Annotated in this window: 26 protein-coding genes; 17 read left to right on the forward strand and 9 right to left on the reverse strand. The window is 65.6% G+C overall.

All coding sequences use genetic code 11. From position 1 onward, the window contains the following. Nucleotides 1–35 precede the first annotated feature (35 nt). Together AC5Y6Y_RS02915 and AC5Y6Y_RS02920 are read right to left on the reverse strand one after the other, a co-directional pair. Nucleotides 36–314 (reverse strand): hypothetical protein, encoded by a 279-nt coding sequence (locus AC5Y6Y_RS02915; RefSeq protein WP_463824285.1) that lies wholly within the window; start codon nt 312–314, stop codon nt 36–38. A gap of 106 nt (nt 315–420) precedes the next feature. Continuing rightward, nucleotides 421–1,284 (reverse strand): cyclopropane mycolic acid synthase family methyltransferase, encoded by an 864-nt coding sequence (locus AC5Y6Y_RS02920; protein WP_463824284.1) that lies wholly within the window; start codon nt 1,282–1,284, stop codon nt 421–423. A gap of 233 nt (nt 1,285–1,517) precedes the next feature. Here AC5Y6Y_RS02920 and AC5Y6Y_RS02925 point away from each other — a divergent pair, with 233 nt between their 5' ends. Both AC5Y6Y_RS02925 and katG read left to right on the forward strand, forming a co-directional pair. Then, a complete protein-coding gene (locus AC5Y6Y_RS02925) occupies nt 1,518–1,952 on the forward strand; it encodes a Fur family transcriptional regulator (protein ID WP_463824903.1) in 435 nt (144 codons plus the stop codon). A gap of 35 nt (nt 1,953–1,987) precedes the next feature. Next, nucleotides 1,988–4,225 carry a catalase/peroxidase HPI gene (katG, locus tag AC5Y6Y_RS02930; RefSeq protein WP_463824283.1) on the forward strand — a complete coding sequence of 746 codons (2,238 nt, stop codon included), beginning with the start codon at nt 1,988–1,990 and terminating at the stop codon, nt 4,223–4,225. A gap of 63 nt (nt 4,226–4,288) precedes the next feature. On the opposite strand, the gene AC5Y6Y_RS02935 is transcribed toward katG, so the two are convergent. Continuing rightward, nucleotides 4,289–5,071 carry a DUF1906 domain-containing protein gene (locus AC5Y6Y_RS02935; protein ID WP_463824282.1) on the reverse strand — a complete coding sequence of 261 codons (783 nt, stop codon included), beginning with the start codon at nt 5,069–5,071 and terminating at the stop codon, nt 4,289–4,291. 37 nt (nt 5,072–5,108) lie between these two features. After that, nucleotides 5,109–5,912 carry an enoyl-CoA hydratase-related protein gene (locus AC5Y6Y_RS02940; protein WP_499918817.1) on the reverse strand — a complete coding sequence of 268 codons (804 nt, stop codon included), beginning with the start codon at nt 5,910–5,912 and terminating at the stop codon, nt 5,109–5,111. A gap of 222 nt (nt 5,913–6,134) precedes the next feature. Here AC5Y6Y_RS02940 and AC5Y6Y_RS02945 point away from each other — a divergent pair, with 222 nt between their 5' ends. From AC5Y6Y_RS02945 to AC5Y6Y_RS02965, 5 genes are all read left to right on the forward strand, one after another. After that, the gene (locus AC5Y6Y_RS02945) at nt 6,135–6,830 is read left to right on the forward strand and encodes a cutinase family protein (RefSeq protein ID WP_499918815.1); all 696 of its coding nucleotides are present in this window, start codon (nt 6,135–6,137) and stop codon (nt 6,828–6,830) included. A gap of 1,020 nt (nt 6,831–7,850) precedes the next feature. Then, nucleotides 7,851–8,150, forward strand: coding sequence for a PE family protein (locus AC5Y6Y_RS02950; RefSeq protein WP_463824279.1), 300 nt, complete (start codon nt 7,851–7,853; stop codon nt 8,148–8,150). A 30-nt stretch (nt 8,151–8,180) separates the two neighbouring features. Next, nucleotides 8,181–9,371 carry a PPE family protein gene (locus AC5Y6Y_RS02955; RefSeq protein WP_499918813.1) on the forward strand — a complete coding sequence of 397 codons (1,191 nt, stop codon included), beginning with the start codon at nt 8,181–8,183 and terminating at the stop codon, nt 9,369–9,371. Nucleotides 9,372–9,395: 24 nt separating this feature from the next. Next, nucleotides 9,396–10,580 (forward strand): PPE family protein, encoded by a 1,185-nt coding sequence (locus AC5Y6Y_RS02960; protein ID WP_499918812.1) that lies wholly within the window; start codon nt 9,396–9,398, stop codon nt 10,578–10,580. 63 nt (nt 10,581–10,643) lie between these two features. After that, complete coding sequence (locus AC5Y6Y_RS02965; protein ID WP_499918811.1) at nt 10,644–11,447, forward strand: glycoside hydrolase family 16 protein; 804 nt, start codon at nt 10,644–10,646, stop codon at nt 11,445–11,447. Between the two features lie 11 nt (nt 11,448–11,458). Here AC5Y6Y_RS02965 and AC5Y6Y_RS02970 read toward each other — a convergent pair whose 3' ends face one another. Further along, nucleotides 11,459–12,508 carry a M48 family metallopeptidase gene (locus AC5Y6Y_RS02970; protein ID WP_499918810.1) on the reverse strand — a complete coding sequence of 350 codons (1,050 nt, stop codon included), beginning with the start codon at nt 12,506–12,508 and terminating at the stop codon, nt 11,459–11,461. A gap of 154 nt (nt 12,509–12,662) precedes the next feature. Next, nucleotides 12,663–12,869, reverse strand: coding sequence for a hypothetical protein (locus tag AC5Y6Y_RS02975; protein ID WP_463824274.1), 207 nt, complete (start codon nt 12,867–12,869; stop codon nt 12,663–12,665). Nucleotides 12,870–13,126: 257 nt separating this feature from the next. Between AC5Y6Y_RS02975 and AC5Y6Y_RS02980 the strand changes: the two genes are divergently transcribed. The 3 genes from AC5Y6Y_RS02980 to AC5Y6Y_RS02990 are packed head-to-tail and all read left to right on the forward strand — an operon-like array spanning nt 13,127 to nt 15,473. Next, on the forward strand, nt 13,127–14,131 hold the full coding sequence (locus AC5Y6Y_RS02980; RefSeq protein WP_463824273.1) for an NADP-dependent oxidoreductase: 1,005 nt from the start codon (nt 13,127–13,129) through the stop codon (nt 14,129–14,131). Between the two features lie 11 nt (nt 14,132–14,142). Then, on the forward strand, nt 14,143–15,039 hold the full coding sequence (locus AC5Y6Y_RS02985; RefSeq protein WP_499918808.1) for a haloalkane dehalogenase: 897 nt from the start codon (nt 14,143–14,145) through the stop codon (nt 15,037–15,039). 14 nt (nt 15,040–15,053) lie between these two features. Continuing rightward, a complete protein-coding gene (locus AC5Y6Y_RS02990; RefSeq protein WP_463824271.1) occupies nt 15,054–15,473 on the forward strand; it encodes a nitroreductase family deazaflavin-dependent oxidoreductase in 420 nt (139 codons plus the stop codon). 155 nt (nt 15,474–15,628) lie between these two features. Here the strand turns inward: AC5Y6Y_RS02990 and AC5Y6Y_RS02995 are convergent, their stop codons facing one another. Continuing rightward, entirely contained in the window at nt 15,629–16,534 is a 906-nt protein-coding gene (locus AC5Y6Y_RS02995) for an NAD-dependent epimerase/dehydratase family protein (RefSeq protein WP_499918807.1), read from the reverse strand. Nucleotides 16,535–16,671: 137 nt separating this feature from the next. Here AC5Y6Y_RS02995 and AC5Y6Y_RS03000 point away from each other — a divergent pair, with 137 nt between their 5' ends. Beyond that, nucleotides 16,672–18,375 carry a sensor histidine kinase gene (locus AC5Y6Y_RS03000; protein WP_499918806.1) on the forward strand — a complete coding sequence of 568 codons (1,704 nt, stop codon included), beginning with the start codon at nt 16,672–16,674 and terminating at the stop codon, nt 18,373–18,375. Next, on the forward strand, nt 18,357–19,040 hold the full coding sequence (locus AC5Y6Y_RS03005) for a response regulator (RefSeq protein WP_499918804.1): 684 nt from the start codon (nt 18,357–18,359) through the stop codon (nt 19,038–19,040). The genes AC5Y6Y_RS03000 and AC5Y6Y_RS03005 overlap by 19 nt, the downstream gene beginning before the upstream one ends. 31 nt (nt 19,041–19,071) lie before the next feature. Here the strand turns inward: AC5Y6Y_RS03005 and AC5Y6Y_RS03010 are convergent, their stop codons facing one another. Then, entirely contained in the window at nt 19,072–19,398 is a 327-nt protein-coding gene (locus AC5Y6Y_RS03010; protein ID WP_499918802.1) for a PE family protein, read from the reverse strand. A 342-nt stretch (nt 19,399–19,740) separates the two neighbouring features. Between AC5Y6Y_RS03010 and AC5Y6Y_RS03015 the strand changes: the two genes are divergently transcribed. Genes AC5Y6Y_RS03015 through AC5Y6Y_RS03030 form a run of 4 tightly spaced genes read left to right on the forward strand, consistent with a single transcriptional unit; the run spans nt 19,741 to nt 22,071 of the window. Then, nucleotides 19,741–20,382 (forward strand): PE family protein, encoded by a 642-nt coding sequence (locus AC5Y6Y_RS03015; protein ID WP_499918801.1) that lies wholly within the window; start codon nt 19,741–19,743, stop codon nt 20,380–20,382. Between the two features lie 58 nt (nt 20,383–20,440). Continuing rightward, nucleotides 20,441–20,701 carry a hypothetical protein gene (locus tag AC5Y6Y_RS03020; protein ID WP_463824265.1) on the forward strand — a complete coding sequence of 87 codons (261 nt, stop codon included), beginning with the start codon at nt 20,441–20,443 and terminating at the stop codon, nt 20,699–20,701. A gap of 19 nt (nt 20,702–20,720) precedes the next feature. Then, nucleotides 20,721–21,122, forward strand: coding sequence for an NYN domain-containing protein (locus tag AC5Y6Y_RS03025; RefSeq protein ID WP_499918799.1), 402 nt, complete (start codon nt 20,721–20,723; stop codon nt 21,120–21,122). Then, nucleotides 21,115–22,071, forward strand: a complete 957-nt coding sequence (locus tag AC5Y6Y_RS03030) for an NAD(P)H-dependent flavin oxidoreductase (protein WP_499918798.1) — start codon at nt 21,115–21,117, stop codon at nt 22,069–22,071. Before AC5Y6Y_RS03025 ends, AC5Y6Y_RS03030 begins: the two co-directional genes overlap by 8 nt. 6 nt (nt 22,072–22,077) lie before the next feature. Here the strand turns inward: AC5Y6Y_RS03030 and tpx are convergent, their stop codons facing one another. Then, nucleotides 22,078–22,575 carry a thiol peroxidase gene (gene tpx, locus AC5Y6Y_RS03035; protein WP_463824263.1) on the reverse strand — a complete coding sequence of 166 codons (498 nt, stop codon included), beginning with the start codon at nt 22,573–22,575 and terminating at the stop codon, nt 22,078–22,080. Between the two features lie 109 nt (nt 22,576–22,684). Between tpx and AC5Y6Y_RS03040 the strand changes: the two genes are divergently transcribed. Further along, nucleotides 22,685–23,635 carry a GlxA family transcriptional regulator gene (locus AC5Y6Y_RS03040; protein ID WP_499918795.1) on the forward strand — a complete coding sequence of 317 codons (951 nt, stop codon included), beginning with the start codon at nt 22,685–22,687 and terminating at the stop codon, nt 23,633–23,635. The last annotated feature ends 17 nt before the right edge of the window (nt 23,636–23,652 follow it).

A 23,652-nucleotide genomic window follows, 5' to 3' on the forward strand; every position in this document is an offset into this window, starting at 1 on the left:
GCTATCGGCGCATCGCCTGGACAGCAGTCCGGCGATCAGCCGTGCGGGGCCTCGGAGATCTTGCTGTCCGGCTTGCCCAGCGTCTGGCACCAGGCCTGCGCCGCGGTGCGGGTGGCGGTGATCTCGATGGAGGCCGGCTCGGTGCCGTTCTTGTCCTTCAGCATCTTGCTGACCTCTTCGCTCTGCTTCTTCTCGTCCTGGGAGACGAAGTCCTTGCACTTGGTGTCGCCACCGGTGTTGATCACTTGCGAGGGCGAACAACCGCTGAACATAAGCGCGGCGATGACGAACACAGCAGGTGCGAAGCGCTTCATCTCTGGCCTCTCCGGAGTCGGGGTCGTAGCTACCTATTACACCGGCGCATCCATTTCCAAACGCCGCCCGGTGGTCGCGTCCGCGCGGCAGCGGCCGCGCCGGGCGCTACTTCTCCAGCGTGAACTGGTTGACGTCGATGTAGCCGGTGCGGAAGTTGTCGGCGCAGCCGGTCAGGTACTTCATGTACCGGTCGTAGACCTCTTGGGACTGGATGGCGATTGCCTCGTCCCGGCGTGCCTGCAGTGCCTGTGCCCAGACGTCGAGAGTCTTGGCGTAGTGCTGTTGCAGGGACTGCTGGCGGGTCAGCTGGAATCCCGCCTTGGCCGAATGATCGGCCACCTTGTCGGTGGACGGCAACCGCCCGCCGGGAAATATCTCGGTCACGATGAACTTGGCGAACCGGACGATGTCCATCGTGACGGGCAGGCCGGTGCTGTCGAACTGCTCTTTGTTCAGCGCGGTGATCGTGTGCAGCAGCATCACCCCGTCGCTGGGCAGCAGTTTGTACGCGGTGCTGAAGAAGTCGTCGTAGCGGTCGTAGCCGAAATGCTCGAACGCGCCGATGGATACGATGCGGTCGATGGGCTCGGTGAATTCTTCCCAGCCCTGCAGCAACACCCGCCGGGTGCGCGGCGAATCCATCTCGTCGAATTTCTGCTGCACGTACGCGGCCTGATTCTTGGACAGCGTGAGTCCGACGACGTCGACGTCGTACTTCTCGATGGCGCGGCGCATGGTGGCACCCCAGCCGCACCCGACGTCCAGCAGCGTCATGCCGGGTTGCAGGCCCAGCTTGCCCAGCGAAAGGTCGATCTTGGCGATCTGTGCTTCTTCCAGCGTCATGTCGTCGCGTTCGAAATACGCGCAGCTGTAGGTCCGCGTCGAATCGAGGAACAGCTGGAAGAACTCGTCGGACAGGTCGTAGTGTGCCTGCACGTCGTCGAAGTGGGGCGTCAATCGATCGGTCATGGAATCGGGATGCCTTTCAGGCCTGTGCATCGCTCGTGAGGCCGGCAGAGCCCACCGCCGGCTGGCAACGTGTTCCCACTCGCCATCTGGTCAAACCGGACTCCCTGCCTCGTTTCAATCAGTCACCCTACCGCGCATCGTCGGCCACCGGACTTGACGCGCTGGCCCGACCCGTCGCGACAGCAGCCGACAAACTCTTGACTCAATCCAGATGAGCGCGAAATATGGGCGCTGTGTCCTCAGCCCAGGATTACGCCGAGCAGTTGCGGCGGGCGGATCTGCGCGTGACACGACCCCGTATCGCGGTACTCGAGGCGGTGCGTGACCGTCCGCATGCCGACACCGAAACCATTTTCGCGGCGGTGCGGCGGGGTCTGCCCGATGTTTCCCGGCAAGCGGTGTACGACGTCCTTGGTGCGCTGACCGACGCGGGTTTGGTGCGCAAGATTCAGCCGTCGGGTTTGGTGGCCCGATACGAGTCCCGCGTCGGCGACAACCACCACCACGTGGTCTGCCGGTCCTGCGGGGTGATTGCCGACATCGACTGCGCGGTGGGTCAAGCCCCGTGTCTGACACCGGCTGAGGACAAAGTCTTGGATGGTTTCGTTCTCGACGAGGCCGAAGTCATCTATTGGGGCCTGTGCCCCGACTGTTCGAGTAATTCCTGATCGCAGCCCGATTTATCTAACACGGAAGGAATGTTGTGTCATCCGATACGTCCGATAGCCGTCCACCCCACGCCAGCGACAGCGCCAGCAACAGCGAGAGCGAAAACCCGGCGATCCCCTCGCCCACGCCCAAGTCGGACGCGCCCCGCACCAATCAGGACTGGTGGCCCAACCAGATAGACGTGTCGCGGCTGCACCCGCACTCGCCGCAGGCCAACCCGCTGGGTGAGGATTTCGACTACGCCGCGGAGTTCGCCAAGCTCGACGTCGAGCAGCTCAAGGCGGACCTGATCTCGGTGATGACCACCTCGCAGGACTGGTGGCCCGCCGACTACGGCCACTACGGCGGCTTCTTCATCCGGATGAGTTGGCACGCGGCGGGCACCTACCGCATCTATGACGGCCGCGGCGGCGGCGGTCAGGGACTGCAGCGGTTCGCTCCGCTGAACAGCTGGCCCGACAATGCCAGCCTGGACAAGGCGCGCAGGCTGCTGTGGCCGGTCAAGAAGAAGCACGGCAACAAGATCTCCTGGGCCGACCTGCTGGTCTTCGCCGGCAATGTGGCGCTGGAGTCGATGGGATTCCAGACCTTCGGCTTCGGGTTCGGTCGTCCGGACGTGTGGGAGCCCGAAGAAGTGCTCTTCGGCGAAGAGGACGAATGGTTGGGAACCAACAAGCGCTACTCGGGTGAGCGCAAGCTCGCAGAGCCCTACGGCGCGACGACCATGGGTCTGATCTACGTCAACCCGGAAGGCCCGGAGGGCAAGCCGGATCCGATCGCCGCGGCGCACGACATCCGCGAAACGTTCGGCCGCATGGCGATGAACGACGAAGAGACCGCGGCACTCATCGTCGGTGGGCACAGTTTCGGCAAGACGCACGGTGCCGGCGACGCAGCGCTGGTCGGCCCCGAGCCCGAAGCCGCCCCGATCGAGCAACAGGGCTTGGGCTGGGCCAGCTCCTACGGTAGCGGCGTCGGTAAGGACGCGATCACCAGCGGCCTGGAGGTGGTCTGGACCCCCACCCCGACCAAATGGGACAACAGTTTCCTCGAGACGCTGTACGGCTTCGAGTGGGAGCTGACCAAGAGCCCGGCCGGCGCATGGCAGTTCACCGCCAAGGACGGCGCCGGCGCGGGCACCATCCCCGACCCGTTCGGCGGTCCCGGGCGCAACCCGACGATGCTGGTCACCGACGTTTCGCTGCGCGAGGACCCGATCTACCGGGAGATCACCCAACGGTGGCTGAAGAACCCAGACCAGCTGTCTGAGGCATTCGCCAAGGCGTGGTACAAGCTGCTACACCGTGACCTGGGACCGATCTCGCGCTATCTCGGTCCATGGGTCGCCGAACCGCAGCTCTGGCAGGATCCCGTCCCAGCCGTCGACCATGAACTGGTCGACGAGGATGACATCGCTGCGTTGAAGAGCAAGGTGCTCGGATCTGGACTGTCGGTCCCGCAACTGGTGAAGGCGGCCTGGTCGGCGGCGGGCAGTTACCGCAACACCGACAAGCGCGGGGGCGCCAACGGCGCACGGATCCGACTGGAACCGCAGAAGAGTTGGCAGGTCAACGAGCCGTCCGAGCTGAACGGGACATTGTCCGTCCTCGAACAGATTCAGCAGGACTTCAACTCCTCCGCCACCGGCGGCAAGAAGATCTCGTTGGCCGACCTGATCGTGCTGGCCGGCTCCGCCGCGGTGGAGAAGGCGGCCAAGGACGGCGGCTACGAGATCTCGGTGCACTTCACCCCGGGCCGCACCGACGCCACCCAGGAGGACACCGACGTGGAGTCCTTCGCGGTGCTGGAGCCGCGAGCCGACGGGTTCCGCAACTACGCACGTCCCGGTGAGAAGGTGCCGCTCGAGCAACTCCTCTTGGACCGCGCCTATCTGTTGGGGGTGACCGCACCGGAACTGACGGTGCTCATCGGCGGTCTGCGTGCGCTCGGCGCCAACCACGGCGGCAACAAGCACGGCGTGTTCACCGATAAAACGGGCGTGTTGACCAACGACTTCTTCGTGAACCTGCTCGACATGGGCACCGTGTGGAAGCCGTCGGAAGCCACCGAGAACGTCTACGAGGGGCGCGACCGGTCGACCGGGGAGCTGAAGTGGACGGCGACCGCGAACGACCTGGTGTTCGGCTCGAACTCGATATTGCGTGCGCTCGTCGAGGTCTACGCGCAGGACGACAACGAGGGCAAGTTCGTCGAGGACTTCGTCGCGGCCTGGGTCAAGGTGATGAACAACGATCGGTTCGACGTGAAGTAGCGTCCCCGTTCGGCAACGCAGTGCGGCACCCCGCGGAACAGTCCGCGGGGTGCCGTATTGCGCTCAGCGGTTCATGTCCCATTGCCCGTAGTCGGCCGCCAGGATGTCGTCCACGTCGACCTTGATTCCGCCCATCACCGGTCCATCGAGGATCCGCTGATACAGCACCGCCGCGGGCTCGCGTTGTCCGTGCGACCAGCCGATCGTCTGCCATGCCCATTTGTGGCCCGGGGTGGACGAGTTCCCGATGACGCCGTCGGCGATGGCCCATCCGCAGGTCTGGTAACTGCCGTAGATGCCGCTGCGGCCGACGCCGAGAACGGAGTTGATCCCCCGGAACCACTGCAGTGCAACGGTATTCCAGGTGTTCTGGTCGATGTCCTCGTCCACGCTGAAGAAGATCGGGGCCGACGGCGGGCCGCCCGCGGCGGCATGCAGGCTCTGCGCCGTCTTGGCGTCCGCCACGCCGCCGTCGTACCCGCGGGTGTAGTCCGAAGGCGAGTCGGGCCAGCCCGGCTTGCCGTATTGGTAGTTGCTGACGATGTGCAGGCCGGCCGCCCGCAGCGAGTCGGCGTATTGGCGGGTGATCGGTTTGGCCTCGAAGTGCGCGCCCGGCCGCTCCATGGAGACGTAGTTGACCACTCCCTCGTAGCCGGCCGCTTTGATCTCCTCCGGCGGGACCCGGCGCTCGGCGAAGTCGATCAATTGACCGCCCGCGGCCGACGCTTCGGGTATCCCTTGCGCGGCGGCCCACGTGCTCAGGCCGACGAGGACCGGTGCGGCGGCGTACTTGAAGGCGTCGCGGCGGGTGAGGTGTCTACCAGGTGATTCAGCCGACTCGTGCACCGCGCGATGGTAACAAAACGCGCCGCGCGCGCGGCCTTCATTGTCCGGTGAAATTTGGCCGCCTCTTGGCGGCGAAGGCCGACAAGCCCTCCTGCGCGTCGTGCGAACGCATCACCTCCCGGACGAAGCGTCGTTCGATCCGTCGGGCATCCGCGTCGTCGATCCATCCGCTGGCCAGGATGGAGGCTTTGGCGTTGCGCACCGCCAGCGGGCCGTTGGCGGCAATCCGGGCGGCGATCGCGCGGGCTTTGGCCAGCGACTGCCCAGTCGGCACGACGTGCCCCACCAGGCCGAAATGGTAGGCCTCGTCGGCGCTGAGCGGGTCGCCGGTCAGGATCATTTCCATCGCCTTGGTGTAGGGGATCTGGCGCTTGAGTCGGACGGTGGAACCAGCGCCCGCGATCATCCCGAATTTGGCTTCGGGCAACCCGAACACGGCGTGCCGTTCGGCGATTCGGATATCGGTCTGCTGCAACATCTCGCATCCGCCACCCAGACAGGGGCCGTTGACTGCGGCGATCAGCGGCTTGGCCAGCGATCGGCTCAGCAGCAGACCTTCGCTGATGATTGTTCCGGCCTCTTTGCGAGGCGCCGAGTTCGGATCGGACGGCTTGGCCGCGTTGACCATCCACCCGTCGGCCAAATCGCCGCCGACACAGTAGGAGCCACCGGCCCCGGTGAGGATCGCCGCCCGCACGCCGTCGTCAGCGTCGATCTCGTCCCAGGCCTGGGCCATCAAGGTGAGCATCGACGGCGTGAGGGCGTTCTTGCGCCGCGGATTGTTCATGGTCAGGATCACGACATCGCCGTCGCGTTCGTAGATCAGCTGCGGTTCGGTCATCGCGATGCCTTTCTTCCGTCGCCAGAGTTGGCCGACGGACCCGCTACACATGTGAAATCGGTTGTGGCGGTTGGATTTCGCCCGTCAGCACCCAGGCCATCCGCATCGGGTGTGCCGTTGTCGACCATCAGCCAAGTATCGTCCCCCGTCCCGGAAACACCAGTGCGTCCGGTTTGTCGACTAGTCGCGCGCCACCCGCGGGTGAGTCGCTACCATCTTGCTGTGCGCCGTCTATTTGCTCGCGAACCTTTTGCTAGGGCCTTGGCCGTTGTCGCGGTCGCGGTCGGGCTGCTGGTGGCGGGTGCCGTTCTGCCGGTCGGTACCCCGGGAGCGCCGCGATCCGCGTTTGCCGTGAATTGTTCGCAGGTGGAGGTGGTCTTCGCCCGCGGCCGACTCGAATCGCCGGGTCCCGGCGTCCTTGGCAACGCCTTCATCAACTCGCTCCGTTCCAAGATCGGAGGCCGCAGCATGGGCACCTATGCCGTCAGGTACCCGGCGGATACCGAAATCGACATCGGCGCCAACGACATGAGTCGCCATATTCAGAACACGATCAGCACTTGTCCGAACACGCGGGTGGTGCTGGGCGGCTACTCGCTGGGCGCTGCGGTCACCGACATCGTGCTCGCGGTGCCGATGAGCGCCTTCGGCTTCGACAGTCCCCTGCCGCCCGGCGCCGACGAGCACATTGCGGCGGTGGCCCTGTTCGGTAATGGCAGCCAGTGGGCCGGGCCGATCACGAACTTCAACCCGATCTACAACGACCGCACCATCGAGTTGTGCCACGGAGCGGATCCCATCTGCAACCCGGCCGACCCCAACACCTGGCAACAGAACTGGCCCGCGCACCTTGCAAGCGCGTACGTGGCGGACGGCATGGCCAACCAGGCCGCCGATTTCGTCGCCGGCAAGCTGTAGCCCGGCGGGATGTCTGCGGCGCTACCGGCGTGCGGTGCGTCGTCGGGGCAAGGCGTCCCACCCACCGATGACTGTCCGCCGGAGACTAGTGCTCTGTTGGACTCGGCGGGCCAGGACCAGCACCGCAAGACCCGCCGCCGCCCTGCCCAGGGCCAATCGGCTGGTGCGCTTGTGCCAGGGCCGTTTCCCTCGCGTGCCGGCGCGCCGGCCGAACCGGTACCCGGTACCCAGCGCCGTCATCAGCGCGAAGCCAATCAGGAGCGCCGCCATGTTGATAGAGCGTCCACGGTTGCGATCGCGGCCTGATCTCAAACCAGGCACGCCTCGGCCACCAATTCGTGGCGTCCAGCTAACGCAAAGCCACACGCCCGTGGGAGCTTTTAATAAAATCAGCCTGAGATAAAGATCCCGGTCGGCCGACTACGCTGGCGACCACGCTATACATAAACTCCTACTGAATTTATCCCTTGCGGATGCTTTTTCATATGCGCGCGCTGCGCACTTCTATTAACATTTCGCGATTGCTGTGGTAAAACCTGGCGCGGCTGCGACAGGGAGCAACCCAGTTCACTTTTCCGCCGCGCCGATGTCGCCAATCTGCCGCGAGCATGCGCACCGCGACAATCTTTCATGCCTGACGAGTTGTCCTGCGCGGGCCTAGTTACGACACCAAAACCGATGTAGGACAAGGTGACTGATCAAGCCGTTGCGCGGGCGTCGGCTGCGGGTTTGCGAGTGCCCCGGCAGCGGCCCGAGCAGCCCGGCACCCGCTGGGGCGCCCGCTGGGGCTGCGCCCCGCGATTCTGCCATGCGAAACCGAGTATCGGCCGGACGAATCCTATGAAGTGTCTGTGACTAAAAATCAACATGAATGCTAGCTAAACGACAAGATCAGCGTCCGATTTCGAAATGGATACGTAGCTCCGGTCGGCACCAAGTCAATAGCGTGTCGTTTAACGACGCGACGACACACAGGCGTGTTTGCGTTCGATTTTTCCCAATGCCAGTTGGAGGAATTGTATGTCTTTCGTTCGCACTTATCCAGAGCACCTGACCGCTGCGGCCAGCAACCTGCAGTCGCTCGGCGCGGCATTGAACGTGGGCACCGCAGCGGCTGCCGCTCCCACCACGGGGGTGGTGCCCGCGGCCGCCGACGAGGTGTCGATCTTGACCGCAGCTCAATTCGCCACCCACGGTCAGCGATTCCAGGAGCTCAGTGCACAAGCAGCCCGGATCCAGGCGGCACTGGCTGCGACGCTGGGCACCAGCGGAAATTCCTACGCCGAGACCGAAGCGGCCAATGCCGCTGCGGCTGGCTGAGCGCGCCGAAGCACCAGGGGGTTACTGACGATGTTCGACTACGGATTGTTGCCGCCCGAGATCAACTCCGGGCGCATCTACGCAGGCCCGGGCGCGGGTTCGTTGGCCGCGGCCGCGGTGGCCTGGAGCGACTTGGCCGCCGACCTGCAGGCTGCGGCTACCGGGCATCGCTCGGTGATCGAAAGTCTGACCAGCGGCCCGTGGCTCGGGCCCGCCGCAGCGCACCTCGCGTCCGCCGTCTCGCCGTTCATCGCGTGGTTGAGCAACAGTGCTGATCAGGCGGCTGAGGCGGCAAGCCAGGCGAGCGCCGCCGTGGCCTCCTACGAGGCGGCATTCGCAGCCAGCGTCCCGCCACCATTGATCACGGCAAATCGCACCCTGGTCCAGGAGTTGATCACCTCGAACCTGCTGGGTCAGAACAGCGCCGCGATTTCGCAACTCGAAGCCCAGTACGCCGAGTTCTGGGCGCAGGATTCCCAGGCGATGTACTCCTATGCCAGCAGGGCGGCCGCGGCCACGCAGTTGACCGAGTTGGCTGCGCCGGCCGAAGTCGCTGACCCGACCGGCCTCGTCGACCAGGCCATCGCGGTGTTGAAAGCCGAGGGTCAAGCGGTCCAAACCCAGCTCAACGAGGTGGGCTCGTATGTGAGTCCACGTGTCGGCGACATCCTGAAGACACTGTCGGCACCGCTGAACGGCAACGGCGCCGCGATCGATCAGTGGTTGGTGGCCAATACGCCTCTCGATGACATACTCACGATTTTCAACAAGTATCTGCAGCCGTACGTCAGTTCGCTGGCCGCGATGATTCAGTCGACGCAGTCCTTCGGTCAGGTCAGCAACGGCCTGACCGCGATGGCGAACTTTGCCAAACCCGCGGCATCGGCGGCCAAGGCAGCCGAAGGCGCAGCCTCCGCAGCCGGCGCCGCCGCATCCGGAGCCGGTCAGGCCGCCGCCAGCGCCGCGGGCAACGCCGCCGGGGTGGCCGCGGGTCTGGGCAAGGCGATTCCGATCGGGGGGCTCTCCGCGCCGGCCAACTGGGTGCCGTGGCATGCCACCACCAACCCGGGGGTCGCCTCGGCGATCCCGGCTGCCGCCGAAGGCAACAGCTTTCCGATGGCTCCGCCATTCGGGCAGTTCGTCAACGGCGGCTACGGCCGGAACCAGCCGACCTACGGGTTCAAGCCGTCGGTCATGGCCAAGCCCCCCGCCGCCGGCTGACGCCCGGATTCACCGGACGAAGCCATGTTCGACTTTGGCCTTTTGCCGCCCGAAATCAATTCCGGGCGCATCTATACCGGGCCGGGCTCCGGCCCGTTGCTGGCCGCCGCGGCGGCGTGGAGTGGTCTGTCCGCTGACCTGCAAAGCGCCGCGGCGGGTCATCGGGCTGTCATCACCGGGCTGACCAGCGGCCCGTGGTTGGGGCCGGCCTCCGAGGCGCTGGTTGCGGCGGTGACGCCGTTCATCGCCTGGCTGGATCTGAGCGCCGACGAGTCCGCGCTGGCCGCTAGCCAGTCCTATGCCGCCGCAGCGGCATACGAGGCGGCGTTCACCGCGTCGGTGCCGCCGCCGGTCATCGCGGCCAACCGCGCGTTACTCGCTCTGCTGGTGGCGACGAATTTCTTCGGGCAGAACACCCCGGCGATCGCGGCGACCGAGGCGCTCTACCTGGAATTCTGGGCGCAGGATGCGGCGGCGATGTACACCTACGCCGGCAGCTCGGCGGCGGCGACCGAGTTGGCGGAGCTACCGGCACCTGCTGAAGTGGTGGACCCCACGGGGTTGGTCGACCAGGCCATCGCGGTCGTCAAGTCCGAGGGACAACTGATTCAGACTCAACTCGACAACCTGGGATCGCAGTTGAGCCCGCGGGTCGCCGACGTGCTCAAGACGCTTTCGGCGCCCCTGAACGGCAACGGCACCACCATCGACCAGTGGCTGATAGCCAACACGCCGTTGGACGACATCGTCCCGCTGTATTCCAAGTACGTCACCCCGTACGTCTCGTCGATCACCGCGGTTTTCCAGTCCGGTCAGGCCCTCGGCCAGGCCAGCAGCGGTTCTATCGCGATCACCAATTTCCTGGGCCCCGCGGCCAAGGCAGCCGAAGGTGCCGCCAAGGCCGCGAGTGCAGCCGCTGCGAATATCGGTACGAAGGTCAGCAGCGTGACGGCAAGTCTGGGCAGGTCGGTTCCGCTCAGCGGGTTGTCGGTGCCGGCGAGCTGGACCACCGCCACCGGCGCTTCGGGTGCGACGGCTGCCGGGAACGCAGTCCCGGCCGCCTTGGAGACGACGCCCGTGGGTGCCGCCGTCGGCAGCGGTCCGATGGCGCCGCCGTTCGGCCAGTTCTTCAATGCCGGCAACGGCCGCAAGACGCCGACATACGGGCACCGATTGACGTTCATGACCCGGCCGCCGGCGGCCGGCTGACGATTCGGTGGGCTGCCCGTGAACTTTCACCACGCTCGTCGTGGCTGCTAGGGTGCCTTGCTAATGCCTGGAATGGATCGTCGCCACATGCTCAAGATGGCGGGCCTGCTGACCGGTGCCGCGCTGAGCGCGGTACCCGCTCCGAAGGTCGCGGCAGCGCCCAGCGGTGCCGGGACCTACCTCTTCCACGACGAGTTCGACGGTCCGGCCGGCTCAGCTCCCGATCCGGCCAAGTGGACGGTGTCCAAAGCTCGCGAGACGATGAAGGACCCGACGTACTGGGAGTTGCCCGAGCATGTCGGGCAATACCGCGATGACCGACAGAACGTATTCATCGACGGCAACTCCAATCTCGTCATTCGTGCGGCCAAGGACGGCAATACCTACTACGGCGGCAAGATCTTCAGCCCCTGGCAGGGCGGCATCGGGCACACCTGGGAAGCCCGGATTAAATTCGACTGCCTGACTCCTGGTGCGTGGCCCGCGTTCTGGCTGTCCAGTGACGCCCAGGGTGAGATCGACATCGTCGAGTGGTACGGCAACGGCAAGTGGCCGGCGGCTACCACCGTGCACGCGAAAGCGAACGGCTCGGAGTGGAAAACGCACAATCTCGCGCTGGACAGCGCATGGCACACCTGGCGAGTCCAGTGGGACGACACCGGAATGCGGTTCTGGCAGGACTACAGCGATGGTGCGGCGCCGTACTTCACGGTGCCGGCGAACTCCCTGGCTGACTGGCCGTTCAACAACCCCGGCTACCAGGTGTTCCCGATCCTGAACCTGGCTGTCGCCGGTTCGGGTGGTGGCGATCCGGGGCCGGGCACCTACCCCGCGCAGATGCTCGTCGACTACGTGCGCGTCTGGTAGCTGTCGGCGGTTCAGGTGCCTGGTTTCTGCCGCCACTCGTTGATCTTGCGGCCCAAGGAATCAGCCGCGCTGGTCGCAGCCCGGCCCACGCCGTCGACGATGCCGCCGAGACCGTCGCGGATGCCTTTGATCAGCGGGTCGTCGGACTGGTCGAAACCGTCCTTGTATTGGCGGGCCGCCTCGCCGAGGTCCTCGGCGAACGAAGCGTTGTCGTCGTCGACCCTGCGGGGATAGTCGCCGGCCAGTATCTTGGCGTAGCCGCCGGTGTCGACCCACTGAGTCAAGGCGGCGGCGCGCAGTACCGAGAACGGGTGGGTCTGCAACTCCAAGTTGAGCAGTTTGAGCACCCCGTCGCGCATCTCGCCGGCCTTTTCGTACTCGCGTGCCTGGGCCAGGAAAGCCTGCGAGTCCAGTTTGTCCAGTCGATTTCCGCCAGCGAGCTTCATCTGGACGCGGATCGCGGTGTCCAGGTCCTGGCTGCACAACAGCCCGGCACGGTCGCCGGACAGCTCGGACTTGCGCTGCCATTCCAGTAGCGCCGCGACGATCGCCCGCAGCGCCCAACCGCCGATCGGCATGAAGCCGAAGGACCGCGTCAGCCGCATCAGATGCATCATCATCGTGCGGTACACCGCGTGACCGGACAAAGCGTGGCCGAGTTCGTGGCCGATGACGAAGCGCAGCTCGTCGTGGGTCATCAACTCGTACAGCCCAGAGGTGAGCACGATGAACGGCTCGTCCATCCCGATCGTGTAGGCGTTGGCCTCGGGTGACTGGATCACGAATAGCTCCGGCTTGCCGGGCGCATCGAGGACGTCAGTGCACTGTTCGAGCAATACGTCGAGGTCGGCGAACTGGCGGGATCCCACTCGGGCGGCGCTGGCCAGGTACAACAGCCGGTGTTGTCGTTCCCTCAGCGCGCTGGACAGCAGCTTGAGTATCTGGTCGAAACCCTTGAGCCGTCGCAGCGCCGACAAGGCAGTTCGGTCGGCGGGATGCTCCCAGGCCCGGGAACTGATCCCGGTAAATGCGGCGCGCGTGGTGGCCGGCGTATCGGGCATGCTGGTCTCCCCTGGTTGTCCGCAACAGGATAGAGGGGGTGACGCGCTGCGAATTCCGCAGCAAATCCGTATGTGCGGCGGTGAGCCGTCCCGCCGAAGGAGATACAGTTCGTCAGATGGTGCGCAAAAGTGCGCGCGATGTCGAGCGCGGGTACTAAGCGGGCTCGTTGGCGGTGCGGTAGCGCCGAGCGCCGTGGCCGTCGGCCTGTGGAATCTGCCCCGCGGCGAGCGCGCGCTGCCTGCCGATATAAGCCGGGTGGCGACGCATCGCGTCTTGGAGCTGGCGCTCCCGACGCTGAGCTGCAGTCCAGAGCGGGTGCGATTGGAGGTCGATCACCGTCGCACCTGATGCATTCGCCACGATTGTCAACTCCTTCTAGATTCCCCGAGCGATGATTTGACTTGCCTTTTGTTGCTCTGCTACGCAAGCATGCCCAGCAAAGCTGTGACCTAACCGTGTCAGAAGATGAGAATTTGCCGTGAATTTGCAATCGGGCAGTTATCTGCATCACTCATGGCACGTTGCCGTGCGCTGATTTGAGCCGGTTTCTGACATAGCTCACGTTGTAGCACTCACCGGTGACAAGTCCCCGAGCTGCGATGGGTACCGTTTCGCTCATGGCCAACCGACGTTTTCTGCTGCGCGAACGCCCCACCGGACGCATCGGACCGGACACCTTCGAGCTCAGCGAGCAACCGGTCCCCGACATCACCGACGGGGAGGCGCTGGTCCGGGTCGACTGGATTTCACTCGACCCGACCAACCGCATGTGGATCACTGACACTCCGACCTACCTTCCTCCGGTCGGCATCGGCGAAGTCATGCGTGCCGGCGGGATCGGCGAGGTCGTCGCGTCGAACAACCCCAACTATTCGGTCGGCCAGATCGTGCAGGGGCTGGTCGGCTGGCAGGAGTACGTGGTCGCGTCCGACACCACGCCGTTGATGCCGGTCGAGGTTGCCGACGGCGTCTCCCCCAGCGCCTACATGGGCGCGCTCGGGATGACCGGGCTGACCGCCTGGATCGGCATCCGGGACATCGGCAAGCCGAAGCCCGGTGAGACGGTGGTGGTATCGGCGGCCGCCGGTGCGGTGGGTTCGGTGGCCGGCCAACTCGCCAAGGCGGACGGTGCTCGCGTCGTCGGGATTGCAGGCGGCCCGGAGAAGTGCGCGCTGTTGACCGACCAACTGGGCTTCGACGCCGCTGTCGACTACAAGGCCGACGACTGGAACGCCCAGTTGGCCGCGGCGACGCCCGACGGCATCGACATCGACTTCGAGAATGTCGGCGGCGACATCATGGACGCCATCTTCGCGCGCCTGAATATCGGTGCGCGGGTTGCGTTGTGCGGCCTGATATCGGGGTATAACGATGCCTCACCACCGCCCGGGCCGCGTGCGTTCGGCAACCTGCTCATCCAGCGCGCGACCGTGCAGGGTTTCATCGTCCTGGACCACTTCGGCCGCGCACCCGAGGCGATCAGTGAGATCGCCGGATTGATCGCCGATGGCAAACTCACCCCGCTGGAGACGGTGGTGGAAGGCTTCGAGCAGTTGCCGACAGCGATCAACATGCTCTTCGATGGCAAGAACGTCGGCAAGCTTATGGTGAAAATCACCTAGAGGCGTCCTCGATGCCCATTTCCGAGGTGTACCGCACCCCCGACGCGAGGTTTGAGGGCCTGCCCGGATACGACTTCGCGCCGAACTACTGCGATGTCGACGGTCTGCGGTTGCACTATCTCGACGAAGGTCCGCGCGACGGGTCGCCGATCGTGTGCTTCCACGGCGAGCCGAGTTGGGCGTTCCTGTATCGCACGATGTTTCCGCCGCTGGTCGCTGCCGGGCACCGGGTGATCGTGCCCGATCTCGTCGGATTCGGACGCTCCGACAAGCCCACCGACCGCCGTTGGTATACCTACGACCGGCACAGCGAGTGCATCGCCACAGTGCTCGGCGCACTTGATATCGACGATGCCACCGTGGTCGTTCAGGACTGGGGCGGTCCGATCGGGTTGCGGTGGGCGGTGCAGAACGCGGCCAGGGTCCGCGCGCTCATGATCATGAACACCGGCCTGTTCACCGGCCGGGTCTCGAAAGGATTCATGGCCTGGCGCGACTTTGCCGAGAAGAACTCGGATCTGCCGGTCGGCTTCGTCATTCAGACCGGCACCACAACCGAGTTGCCCGACGATGTGGTTGCCGCATATGACGCGCCGTTTCCGACCGTCGAGTCGAAAGCGGGTGCCGCCCAGTTCCCGCTGCTGGTCCCAATTACTGACGATGCGCCCGGCGTCGAGCAGATGCGGATGGTCACCGACGAGCTGTCGCGCTGGAATAAGCCTGCACTGGTAGCGTTTTCGGATACCGACCCGGTCTTCCCCTACCCCAGGTCGGGACAACTGTTCTGCGATCTGATTCCGAGCGTTGACGAACAGGTACGCATCGAGGGTGCGGCGCACTTCCTGCAGGAGGACCGCGGGGAGCAACTCGCCGACGTTCTGTCGAGCTTCATCGTTGAAAACCGATGAGCAAGGAGGTCGAGATGGCAGATAAGCCCGAGGTGTCAGGAAACGCTGACATCATCAAGGAGTTCCGCGCAAACGGGGGCAAGGTCGGCGGGCCGTTCGAAGGAGCCACGTTGCTACTTCTGCACACCACCGGGGCCAAATCCGGCGCGGAGCGCGTCAACCCGGTGATGACGTTCGACATCGACGGCAAACGCTTCATCGTCGGCTCGTACGCCGGCGCCGACGTGGATCCCGCCTGGCTACACAACCTGCGGGCACACCCGCAGGCGCACATCGAAATCGGCACCGACGCCTACGACGTGCAGGCCCGCGAATTGCCGCGTGACGAGCGTGACGACATCTACCCGCGCATCGTCGAGCAGGCGCCGGGCTTCGGCGGGTACCAGCACCAGACCGACCGCGTCATCCCGGTCATCGAATTGCAGCGGATCTGACTCTCCTTGGATTCGGCTCATTCTGCACCCAACCCTGGGCTGTTTCGATCTACTGACGAAAGCGGGCCTGCATTGCCGATGAGCGACGCGCGAATAGCCGAATACGTTCGGCTGCAGCGGAGTCGGAGTCCCACACGGTACAGGTACCGAGTCCCCTATGCCTCGACGAGATCCGGATGGAACTTGGCCGCCATGCGACGCAAGCCGTCGTGCCAGTCCACCGTGCTGCCGGTGCCGGTCAGCTCGTGCAGGAAGGTCACGTCGACGGGGTTGCCGCGGAGTGCCTGGTCGCTCTCGTTGAACGTCGGCTCGCGACCGACGAGCGTGCCGAGGTAGCCGCACCAGTCCTGGATGCTGACCATCTGGTCGCCGGCCCAGTTCACCGTGATGGCCGGAACCGATGCCGCAGCAAGCAGTTTCGGGATGGTGGCGATGATGTCATCCTGGTGGATCGGGTTGTAGAGTGCCGGGCCGCCGGGCGGGACCGGGATCGGGATGCCGCCCAGCATCATCTCCATGTGGTAGAACGGCCAGCCACCGTTGTCGCCGTACGGAACGTTGAGGCGGGCGATCGTGGTCGGCACTCCGAGGATGCGCGCGGTGGTGCGCGCGACGGTCTCACCGGCGATCTTGGAGATCGAATAGGTGGGGAACAGAGGTTTGTGGTTGTCGCCCAGGGCCGCGCGCTCGGTGCGCACTTCGTCGTCGGGCGGGTCGTAGACAGCCGCAGAAGAGCAGTGCAGGAACGCTTTTGCGGTGCGGCAGTGGGCCATCAACAGGCCGACGGATTCAGCGTTGGCGGCCAGATCCTTATCCCACCGTCCGCTCTTGGCCACCGCCAGATTGAGCACATAGTCGAAGTCTGAGGGCAGCGCGGTGAAATCTCCGGCGGCCAGATTGACTGTCTCGCAGCGCACGCCGGCCTGCTCGAGGCGGGTGCGCGCGACCGGGTCGGTGAACCGGGCGATGCCCCACACCTCGTTGTCGGCCGCCAGGGCCTGGGCGATCGGGGCGGCAACCTGGCCGGTGGCCCCGGTGATCAGGATCTTCGAGTCACGCATGGGCCGATCGTAGGGCAGCCGCCGGTGTCGAGTTCATGGACGCCCGCCGGGACCAGACCTATCCCGAAGGGTCCTGACATCTCTAGCAGCCAGCGACTTTTGCGCATTCTGCTCAGCTAACGTGGTAGCGTCCCCTCATGCCCACCCGGGGGCGCATCGACCTGCGGCTCGCCAGCCGCATCCTGCTGCTGCAACTGGTCCTGGTCACCCTGACCCTGATCGTCGCGTTCGTGTTGTTCGCTCAGTTCAACCGGCACCGCCTGGACCTTCAATACGGCGTTCACGCAATGGATATCGCCCGCGTCGTGGCGTCATCCCCGACCGTGCTGAATACGATCTCGCGCTACGACGCCACCCCGGTGTCCGCCGACCCTGCGACCGTCGACGAACTCGCAGCCGGTCCGCTGCAGACCGTCGCTTCCCGGGTCCAGCAGCGCACCCACGTCTTGTTCGTCGTCATCAGCAACGCCGACGGCATCCGGCTGGCGCACCCCCACCGCGACGAACTGGCCCGCCGGGTCAGCACCGATCCCGGCCAGGCGCTCGCGGGACACGAACAGGTTGTTCATGAGTCAGGCACGCTCGGACGTTCCATCGTCGCTAAAGTGCCGGTGGTGGAACCGGGCAGCACTCGAGTGCTGGGCATGGTCAGCGTCGGTATCTCCACCAAGGCTTTCGACGAGCAGTTTTCCAAGAACCTGCGCGTACTCGCGCCGCTGGGCGGCGCGGCCCTGCTGATCGGCGTCGTCGGCTCGGTGGCCCTGGCGCGGCGATGGCGTGGGCTCACCCTGGGTCTGCGGCCGGCGGAAATGGCGGAGCTGGTCCGTACCCAGGCGGCCGTGTTGCACGGCATCGGTGAGGGGGTGCTGGCCACCGACCAGGGCGGCAGCATCACGTTCGTCAATGACGAGGCCTGCCGGCTGCTGCAGATCGGGAACGAACTCGGGAGGAATATCGTCGAAATCGGTTTGACACCACGTGTTCTCGACGTGTTCAAAGCTGCCTCGGAGCAGGCCGCGACCGCGCCGACTCTGGCCACCGTCGGTCAGCGCATCGTCGTTGTCTCGGCGCGGAAGGTGCAGCGCGATGGCCGCGAGTTGGGAACCGTGCTGGTGGTACGCGACCGCACCGATGTCGAGTCGCTCACCCGGCAACTCGACGCGGTGCAGGTGATGAGCACCGCGTTGCGGGCACAGCGCCACGAATTCGCCAACCGGCTCCATCTGCTGAACGGACTGTTGCACACCGGCCATGTCCAGGAGGGTCTGCAATATTTGGAGGAACTGCTCGGTTCTGGTCCGCTCGGTTCGGCGGTCCCCGGCCTCGAAGCGATTCACGACACGCATCTGCAGGCATTTCTGGCGGCGAAGGCGGCGACCGCGCGCGAGGCCGGTGTCACGCTGGTGATCGGCGAGAACACCTGGGTATCGGGCCGGCTGGAACTGCCGGTGGACGTGACCACCGTGGTGGGCAACCTGGTGGACAACGCCATCGACGCTGCCCGTGCCGGCAACAACGCCCGCAAGGAAGTGGAAGTCGAGCTGCTGCAGGAAGATTCGACGCTGCACATTACGGTCGCCGATAGCGGTGACGGGGTGGCCGGCGACTTCGTCGAACAGCTTTTCACCGAGGGCACCTCGACGAAGCCGGACTCCGGGATACCGGGTGGGCGCGGCATCGGACTGGCGTTGTCGCGTCAGATCAGCCGCGCGCTGGGTGGCGACCTGTGGCTGGCGAGTCCGGGGAATCCGGTTGCCGGACAACGGCTCACCGGGGCCGAGTTCATCGCCCGGCTTCCGGGTGTGATGACTGAGGAGGAGCAGTGGGCAGCGCAGACCTGACCGTGTTGGTGGTCGACGACGACTTCCGGGTCGCCAACATGCATGCCGGAATCGTCGATGCCATGCCAGGTTTCACGGTGGTCGCCAGTGCCAACACGCTCGCGGCGGCTCGCGAGACGGCAGCCGTGGACCTGGCACTGGTCGATGTGTACCTGCCTGACGGCTCCGGCGTCGACTTCGTGCGCGAATTGAGCAGCGACGCAATGATGTTGACGGCGGCTACCGAGGCAGAGACGATCCGCGCCGCGTTGGCCGCCGGCGCGCTGACGTATCTGGTCAAGCCGTTCCCTACCACTGAATTGGCCGCCCGGCTCGCCGGCTATGCCCGCTACCGGAAAATCCTGTCCAGCCCCAATCTGGGTGCCAGTGACGTCGATGCCGCGCTGGAGGCGTTGCGGCCCAGGGTTGCCGCGGTCCAGTCGTCCACCGCTGTGGCCTCCCCCACCAAGAAACTGGTGGTGCAAGCGCTGCAAGCTGCGTCCACGCCGATGTCGGCGGCCGAGGTGTCCGCGGCGATCGGCATCTCGAGGGCTACCGCCCAGCGGTACCTGGCCTCGCTGGCCACCACCGGGGAGGTCTCCGTCGGGCTGCGCTACGGAACCACCGGTCGTCCCGAGCAGGAATTCTCTGCGAATGCCAACCGCGCGGCTCGGATTCCGCACTGAGAATTGCGGGCAGTCACCACCGGCTCGGCAATTATTCGCCGATCCAGGGATTCGACATCGGAATGGCCACAGAATTGGCGGCCATTTGGTCGACGGCGCTGTAGGTCTGCGCGATCTGGGTCAATGCCGCACCGGCCCGCATGAGTTCTTGCTGGGCAGCCCGGTGCAAGTCCAACATCGCAGCGGCCTCGGCGTGAAATGCCATGACTGCCTGCACCGACACCTCGTCGGCGCCGGCCGGGGCGAGCCCGGTCACCGACATGCCCGCCCGGTCCCCGGCCTGCAGGGAACTGATGCCGATCTGGACCACCTGGCCGCCAATGTCGCCGACGACCGGATGAAATGTCATGGTCTGCATGTGTGTACTCCTGATTTCCTGCAGTGCAGAATTTCCTCCGCGTGTTGAAATCGGCGACTCTGCCATTCGGCACCGCGACAATTGCGATGCGTGCTGAGATCGAAACTAGGGGGCCGATACCGACATGTCCCGCTTGTGGGCGATAGTCGGAATAAGCGACGATTCTGCGGTTTTGCGCATTGTGCTCATGGTCTCGAAAAGGTGCATCCGGGTGGCCAGGAGCACCTTAGAATTGATGTGTTATAGCGCGGTGACCTGATGAGGGTGACCCGTCACGCGCGGCCCCGCCGCGCTTGCGATCACCATGTCGGAGTCGCCTACAGAACACAGGAGCAGCACGCAATGGCAATGGATTCCCTGTCCCACAATCCTGCCGCCGGTGATATCGGTTCGCAGCTGGTCGACATCGGTAGCCAGGGCATCAGCGCCGCCTCGACCGCAGCCATGTCGGTGCTGAGCGGGCTCATCCCCGCCGGCGGTGAAGAGGTGTCAGCGCAAGCGGTGCTCGCCTTCGCGCAGGAAGCTGCCACCATGCTGGCCTCCAACACCGCCGCTCAGGAAGAGTTGATGCGCACCGGGACTGCGCTGACCGATATCGCGCGCATGTACGGCGAGTCCGACGACGTCGCTGCGGGCGCGCTGGCGTTCAGTTCGACGCCGATGTCCAGGTTGGCCTCGATGAGCGGTGTGAGCGGCAGCGGAGTGGCCAGCGCAGCGGCGTTGCAGAGCCCGCTGAGCGCGGCCGCCGGGAGCCCGGTGGTTGCCGGCGTCGCTGAAGCAGCGTCGTCGCCGATGACATCGGCGGTGGCCAGCGCGGGCTCGTCGGCGATGGGTGGGGGTGCCCCCCTGGGAAGCGGAATGGGTGCCGGCGCACCCGCCGGTGGCGCCTCGAAAGCGGGATTGGCGTCCGCCAACGGGCCGGCTGAGAATCAGGACGACGACCGTCGGGAGGTTACCGACGACGCCGGTGAGCGCCTGCTCTGAGCGTGACGGCGGTCTCCTACGCTAGGGGGCTGACACTCGATCGCGAAGGAGCGATGTTGTGACCGACGAACCTGACATGGTTTCCATCCTGCGGAACATGAAGGTCCCCGAGCGGATGACCGGCAGCCAGGCGTTGCGCAACTTTCTGCTTGTCTACGTCGACGACGAAGAGTCGATCGAAAACAACCCGGAACGACTCAAACAGCTCAACGGACTGATGATTCTGTCTCAACTGGAAGTCATCAATGCCTTGGGCGTCATGGAGGAGAACGTCCAGGCTCAAGTCGCCCAGCGGTCCCGCAAACGCAGGTGGTTATAAGCGTCTCGTACCGTGAGGTGTGCGCTGGATCATCGACGGGATGAATGTGATCGGCTGTCGCCCCGACGGATGGTGGAAAGACCGCCAGCGCGCCATGACCGTGCTGGTGCAGCGACTCGAGAAGTGGGCGCCGCCGGCAGACCGGGTGACGGTGGTCTTCGAACGCCCGCCGGCCACCGCGATCGGGTCCTCGGTGATCGATGTGGCGCATGCACCCAGGGCGGCGGCGAACTCAGCCGACGACGAGATCGTCCGGCTGGTGCAGGCAGCCGCCCGACCCGGCGAGATTCGTGTCGTGACATCGGACAAGGGGCTGGCCGACCGCGTCCGCAGTCTCGGTGCGTCCGTGCACCGAGCGGAGAGTTTTCGCGACCTCATCGATCCACGCGGCGCCGAATCCGGAGGTTCACATCGTGATTGACAGGGCCCGGACTACGAACCGGGTCGCGGCGCTCGCGCGGATCGCTATCCCGATCATGCAAGCGCCGATGACCTACATCGCCGGTGCGCAACTGGCCGCGGCGGTGTCCAACGCCGGTGGTCTCGGCATCATCGAGACCACCTCCGAGCAGGGCCGGGCCGATCTGCGCCGGGTGCGCGACCTCACCGACCGGCCGGTCGGGGCCAACATCGCGCTGCTGTTTAACCGCGACCCGGCCATGGTAGATCTGTTGGTAGACAACGGAATTCGCTTCGTGACCACTTCAGCCGGGGACCCCGCGCTGTTCACTGCCCGCCTGCACGACGCGGGTATCACCGTCTTTCACGTGGTGGGTACCCTGGCTGCCGCCCGGAAAGCCGTCGACGCCGGCGTGGACGGCCTCATCGTCGAAGGTGTCGAGGGCGGTGGCTTCAAGAACCGGTTCGGCGCCTCGACCATGGTGCTGTTGCCGTTGGTCGCGGCCCACGTCGACATCCCGATCGTGGCCGCGGGAGGCATCTGCGATGCGCGGTCGATGGCCGCCGCGCTCGTCCTCGGGGCGGAAGGCGTGCAGATGGGCACCCGGTTACTGGCCTCGGCGGACTCGCCGGTGCACGGCAACCTCAAGGACGCGGTGGTGCGCGCCGACGAGACGGGCACCGTGCTGCTCCCCCTGGACGGCAGAAGAATGATGCGGGTCATCCGCACCGCTGCTGCCGGAAAGCTGGACGCTTCAGCGTCTTTGGCCGAGGGCAGTGCCGCCCTGCAGCGGGTGCAACGGCTTTACTTCGACGGCGACATGGACGCCAGTGTCGCCAACACCGGTCAGGTCGCCGGCCGTATCGAGGATCTGCCGTCGGCCGCCGACATCATCACCGCGATGTGGGCCGGCTGCCAGGAGGTGCTGACCGCGACCGCAGACCGGCTGGACAGGTCCTCGCGGGGTTAGGCCGGATTACCCGCCCAACGCGGCCAGCGCCGCGTCGTAGTCGGGCTCCTGCGCGATCTCAGGCACCAACTCGGTGTAGGCGACCTTGCCGTCGGCACCGATCACCACGACGGCGCGGGCCAGCAGTCCGGCCATCGGGCCATCGGCGATGGTGACGCCGTAGTCCTCGCCGAAACTGTCCCGGAACGCCGATCCTGTCGTCACGTTCTCGGTGCCCTCGGCACCGCAGAACCGCTTCTGCGCGAACGGCAGGTCCTTGGATACGCACACCACCGATGCCCCGGTGGCGCCGGCGCGCTCATTGAACGTCTTCACGCTCTTGGCGCAGACCGGTGTATCGACCGAGGGAAAGATGTTGAGCAGCACGGATTTACCGTTGAACTGATCGCTGCTGACCGGGCCCAGATCGCCACCGGTCAGGGTGAAGTCAGGTGCCGGGGACCCGACGGCGGGAAGCTCGCCGACGGTGTTGATCGCATTTCCGCGCAAGGTTATCTGTGCCATGCCCACAGTCTGCCAAGGTGCCGGCCCGGGGCTGTGCCCGGGTCCGCATGTCTTATTTTGTTGGCACCATGGCGTAGACGACATGGTTTTGTTGGCCAAGACTGAGGCCATGGCACGAAAAATCGTCATCGTCGGCTTCCCGGGGGTGCAGGCGCTCGATGTGATCGGGCCCTACGAAGTGTTCACCGGCGCTTCGTTGCTGACCGAAGGCGGATACGACGTCGTGGTGGCCGCGGCCAATGGACAACCGGTCACCACGGCCACCGGGCTGGGCTTCACCGCCGCGCCCCTTCCCGCCCCGCGCGAACGCATCGACACCGTGGTGCTGCCCGGTGGTGGCGGCGTCGACGCCGCACGGGCCGACGCCGGATTCGTGGACTGGATCAAAGCAGTGGCCCGGACCGCACGACGCGTCGTCACCGTCTGCACGGGAGCATTCCTGGCCGCCGAAGCCGGATTGTTGGACGGGCATCGGGCCACCACGCACTGGGCGTTCGCCGACCGGTTGGCCACAGAGTTCCCGAACATCGAGGTCGATCCCGACCCGATCTTCGTGCGCAGCAGCGAACGGATATGGACAGCCGCCGGTGTCGCCGCAGGCATCGACCTGGCGCTGTCGCTGGTCGAGGACGACCACGGCACCGAGATTGCGCAGACGGTGGCCCGCTGGCTGGTGCTCTATCTGCGCCGGCCCGGGGGCCAGACCCAGTTCGCCGCACCGGTGTGGATGCCGCGCGCGAAACGGACGTCGATCCGCGACGTGCAGGAGGCCATCGAGTCCGAGCCCGGCGCATCGCACAGCGTCGAGGACCTGGCCCGGCGGGCGGCGATGAGCCCTCGGCATTTCACCCGGGTGTTCACCGAGGAGATCGGTGAGGCGCCCGGGCAGTACGTCGAGCGGATCCGCACCGAGGCCGCGCGTCGTCAGTTGGAGGAGACCGACGACACCGTCGTGGCAATCGCTTCGCGCTGCGGCTTCGGGACGGCGGAAACCATGCGGCGCAACTTCATTCGCCGGATCGGCATCCCGCCCGACCAGTACCGCAAAGCGTTCGTCTGACCCATATCCACACGCTA

This window comes from Mycobacterium sp. NGS24 (genome assembly GCF_059813065.1).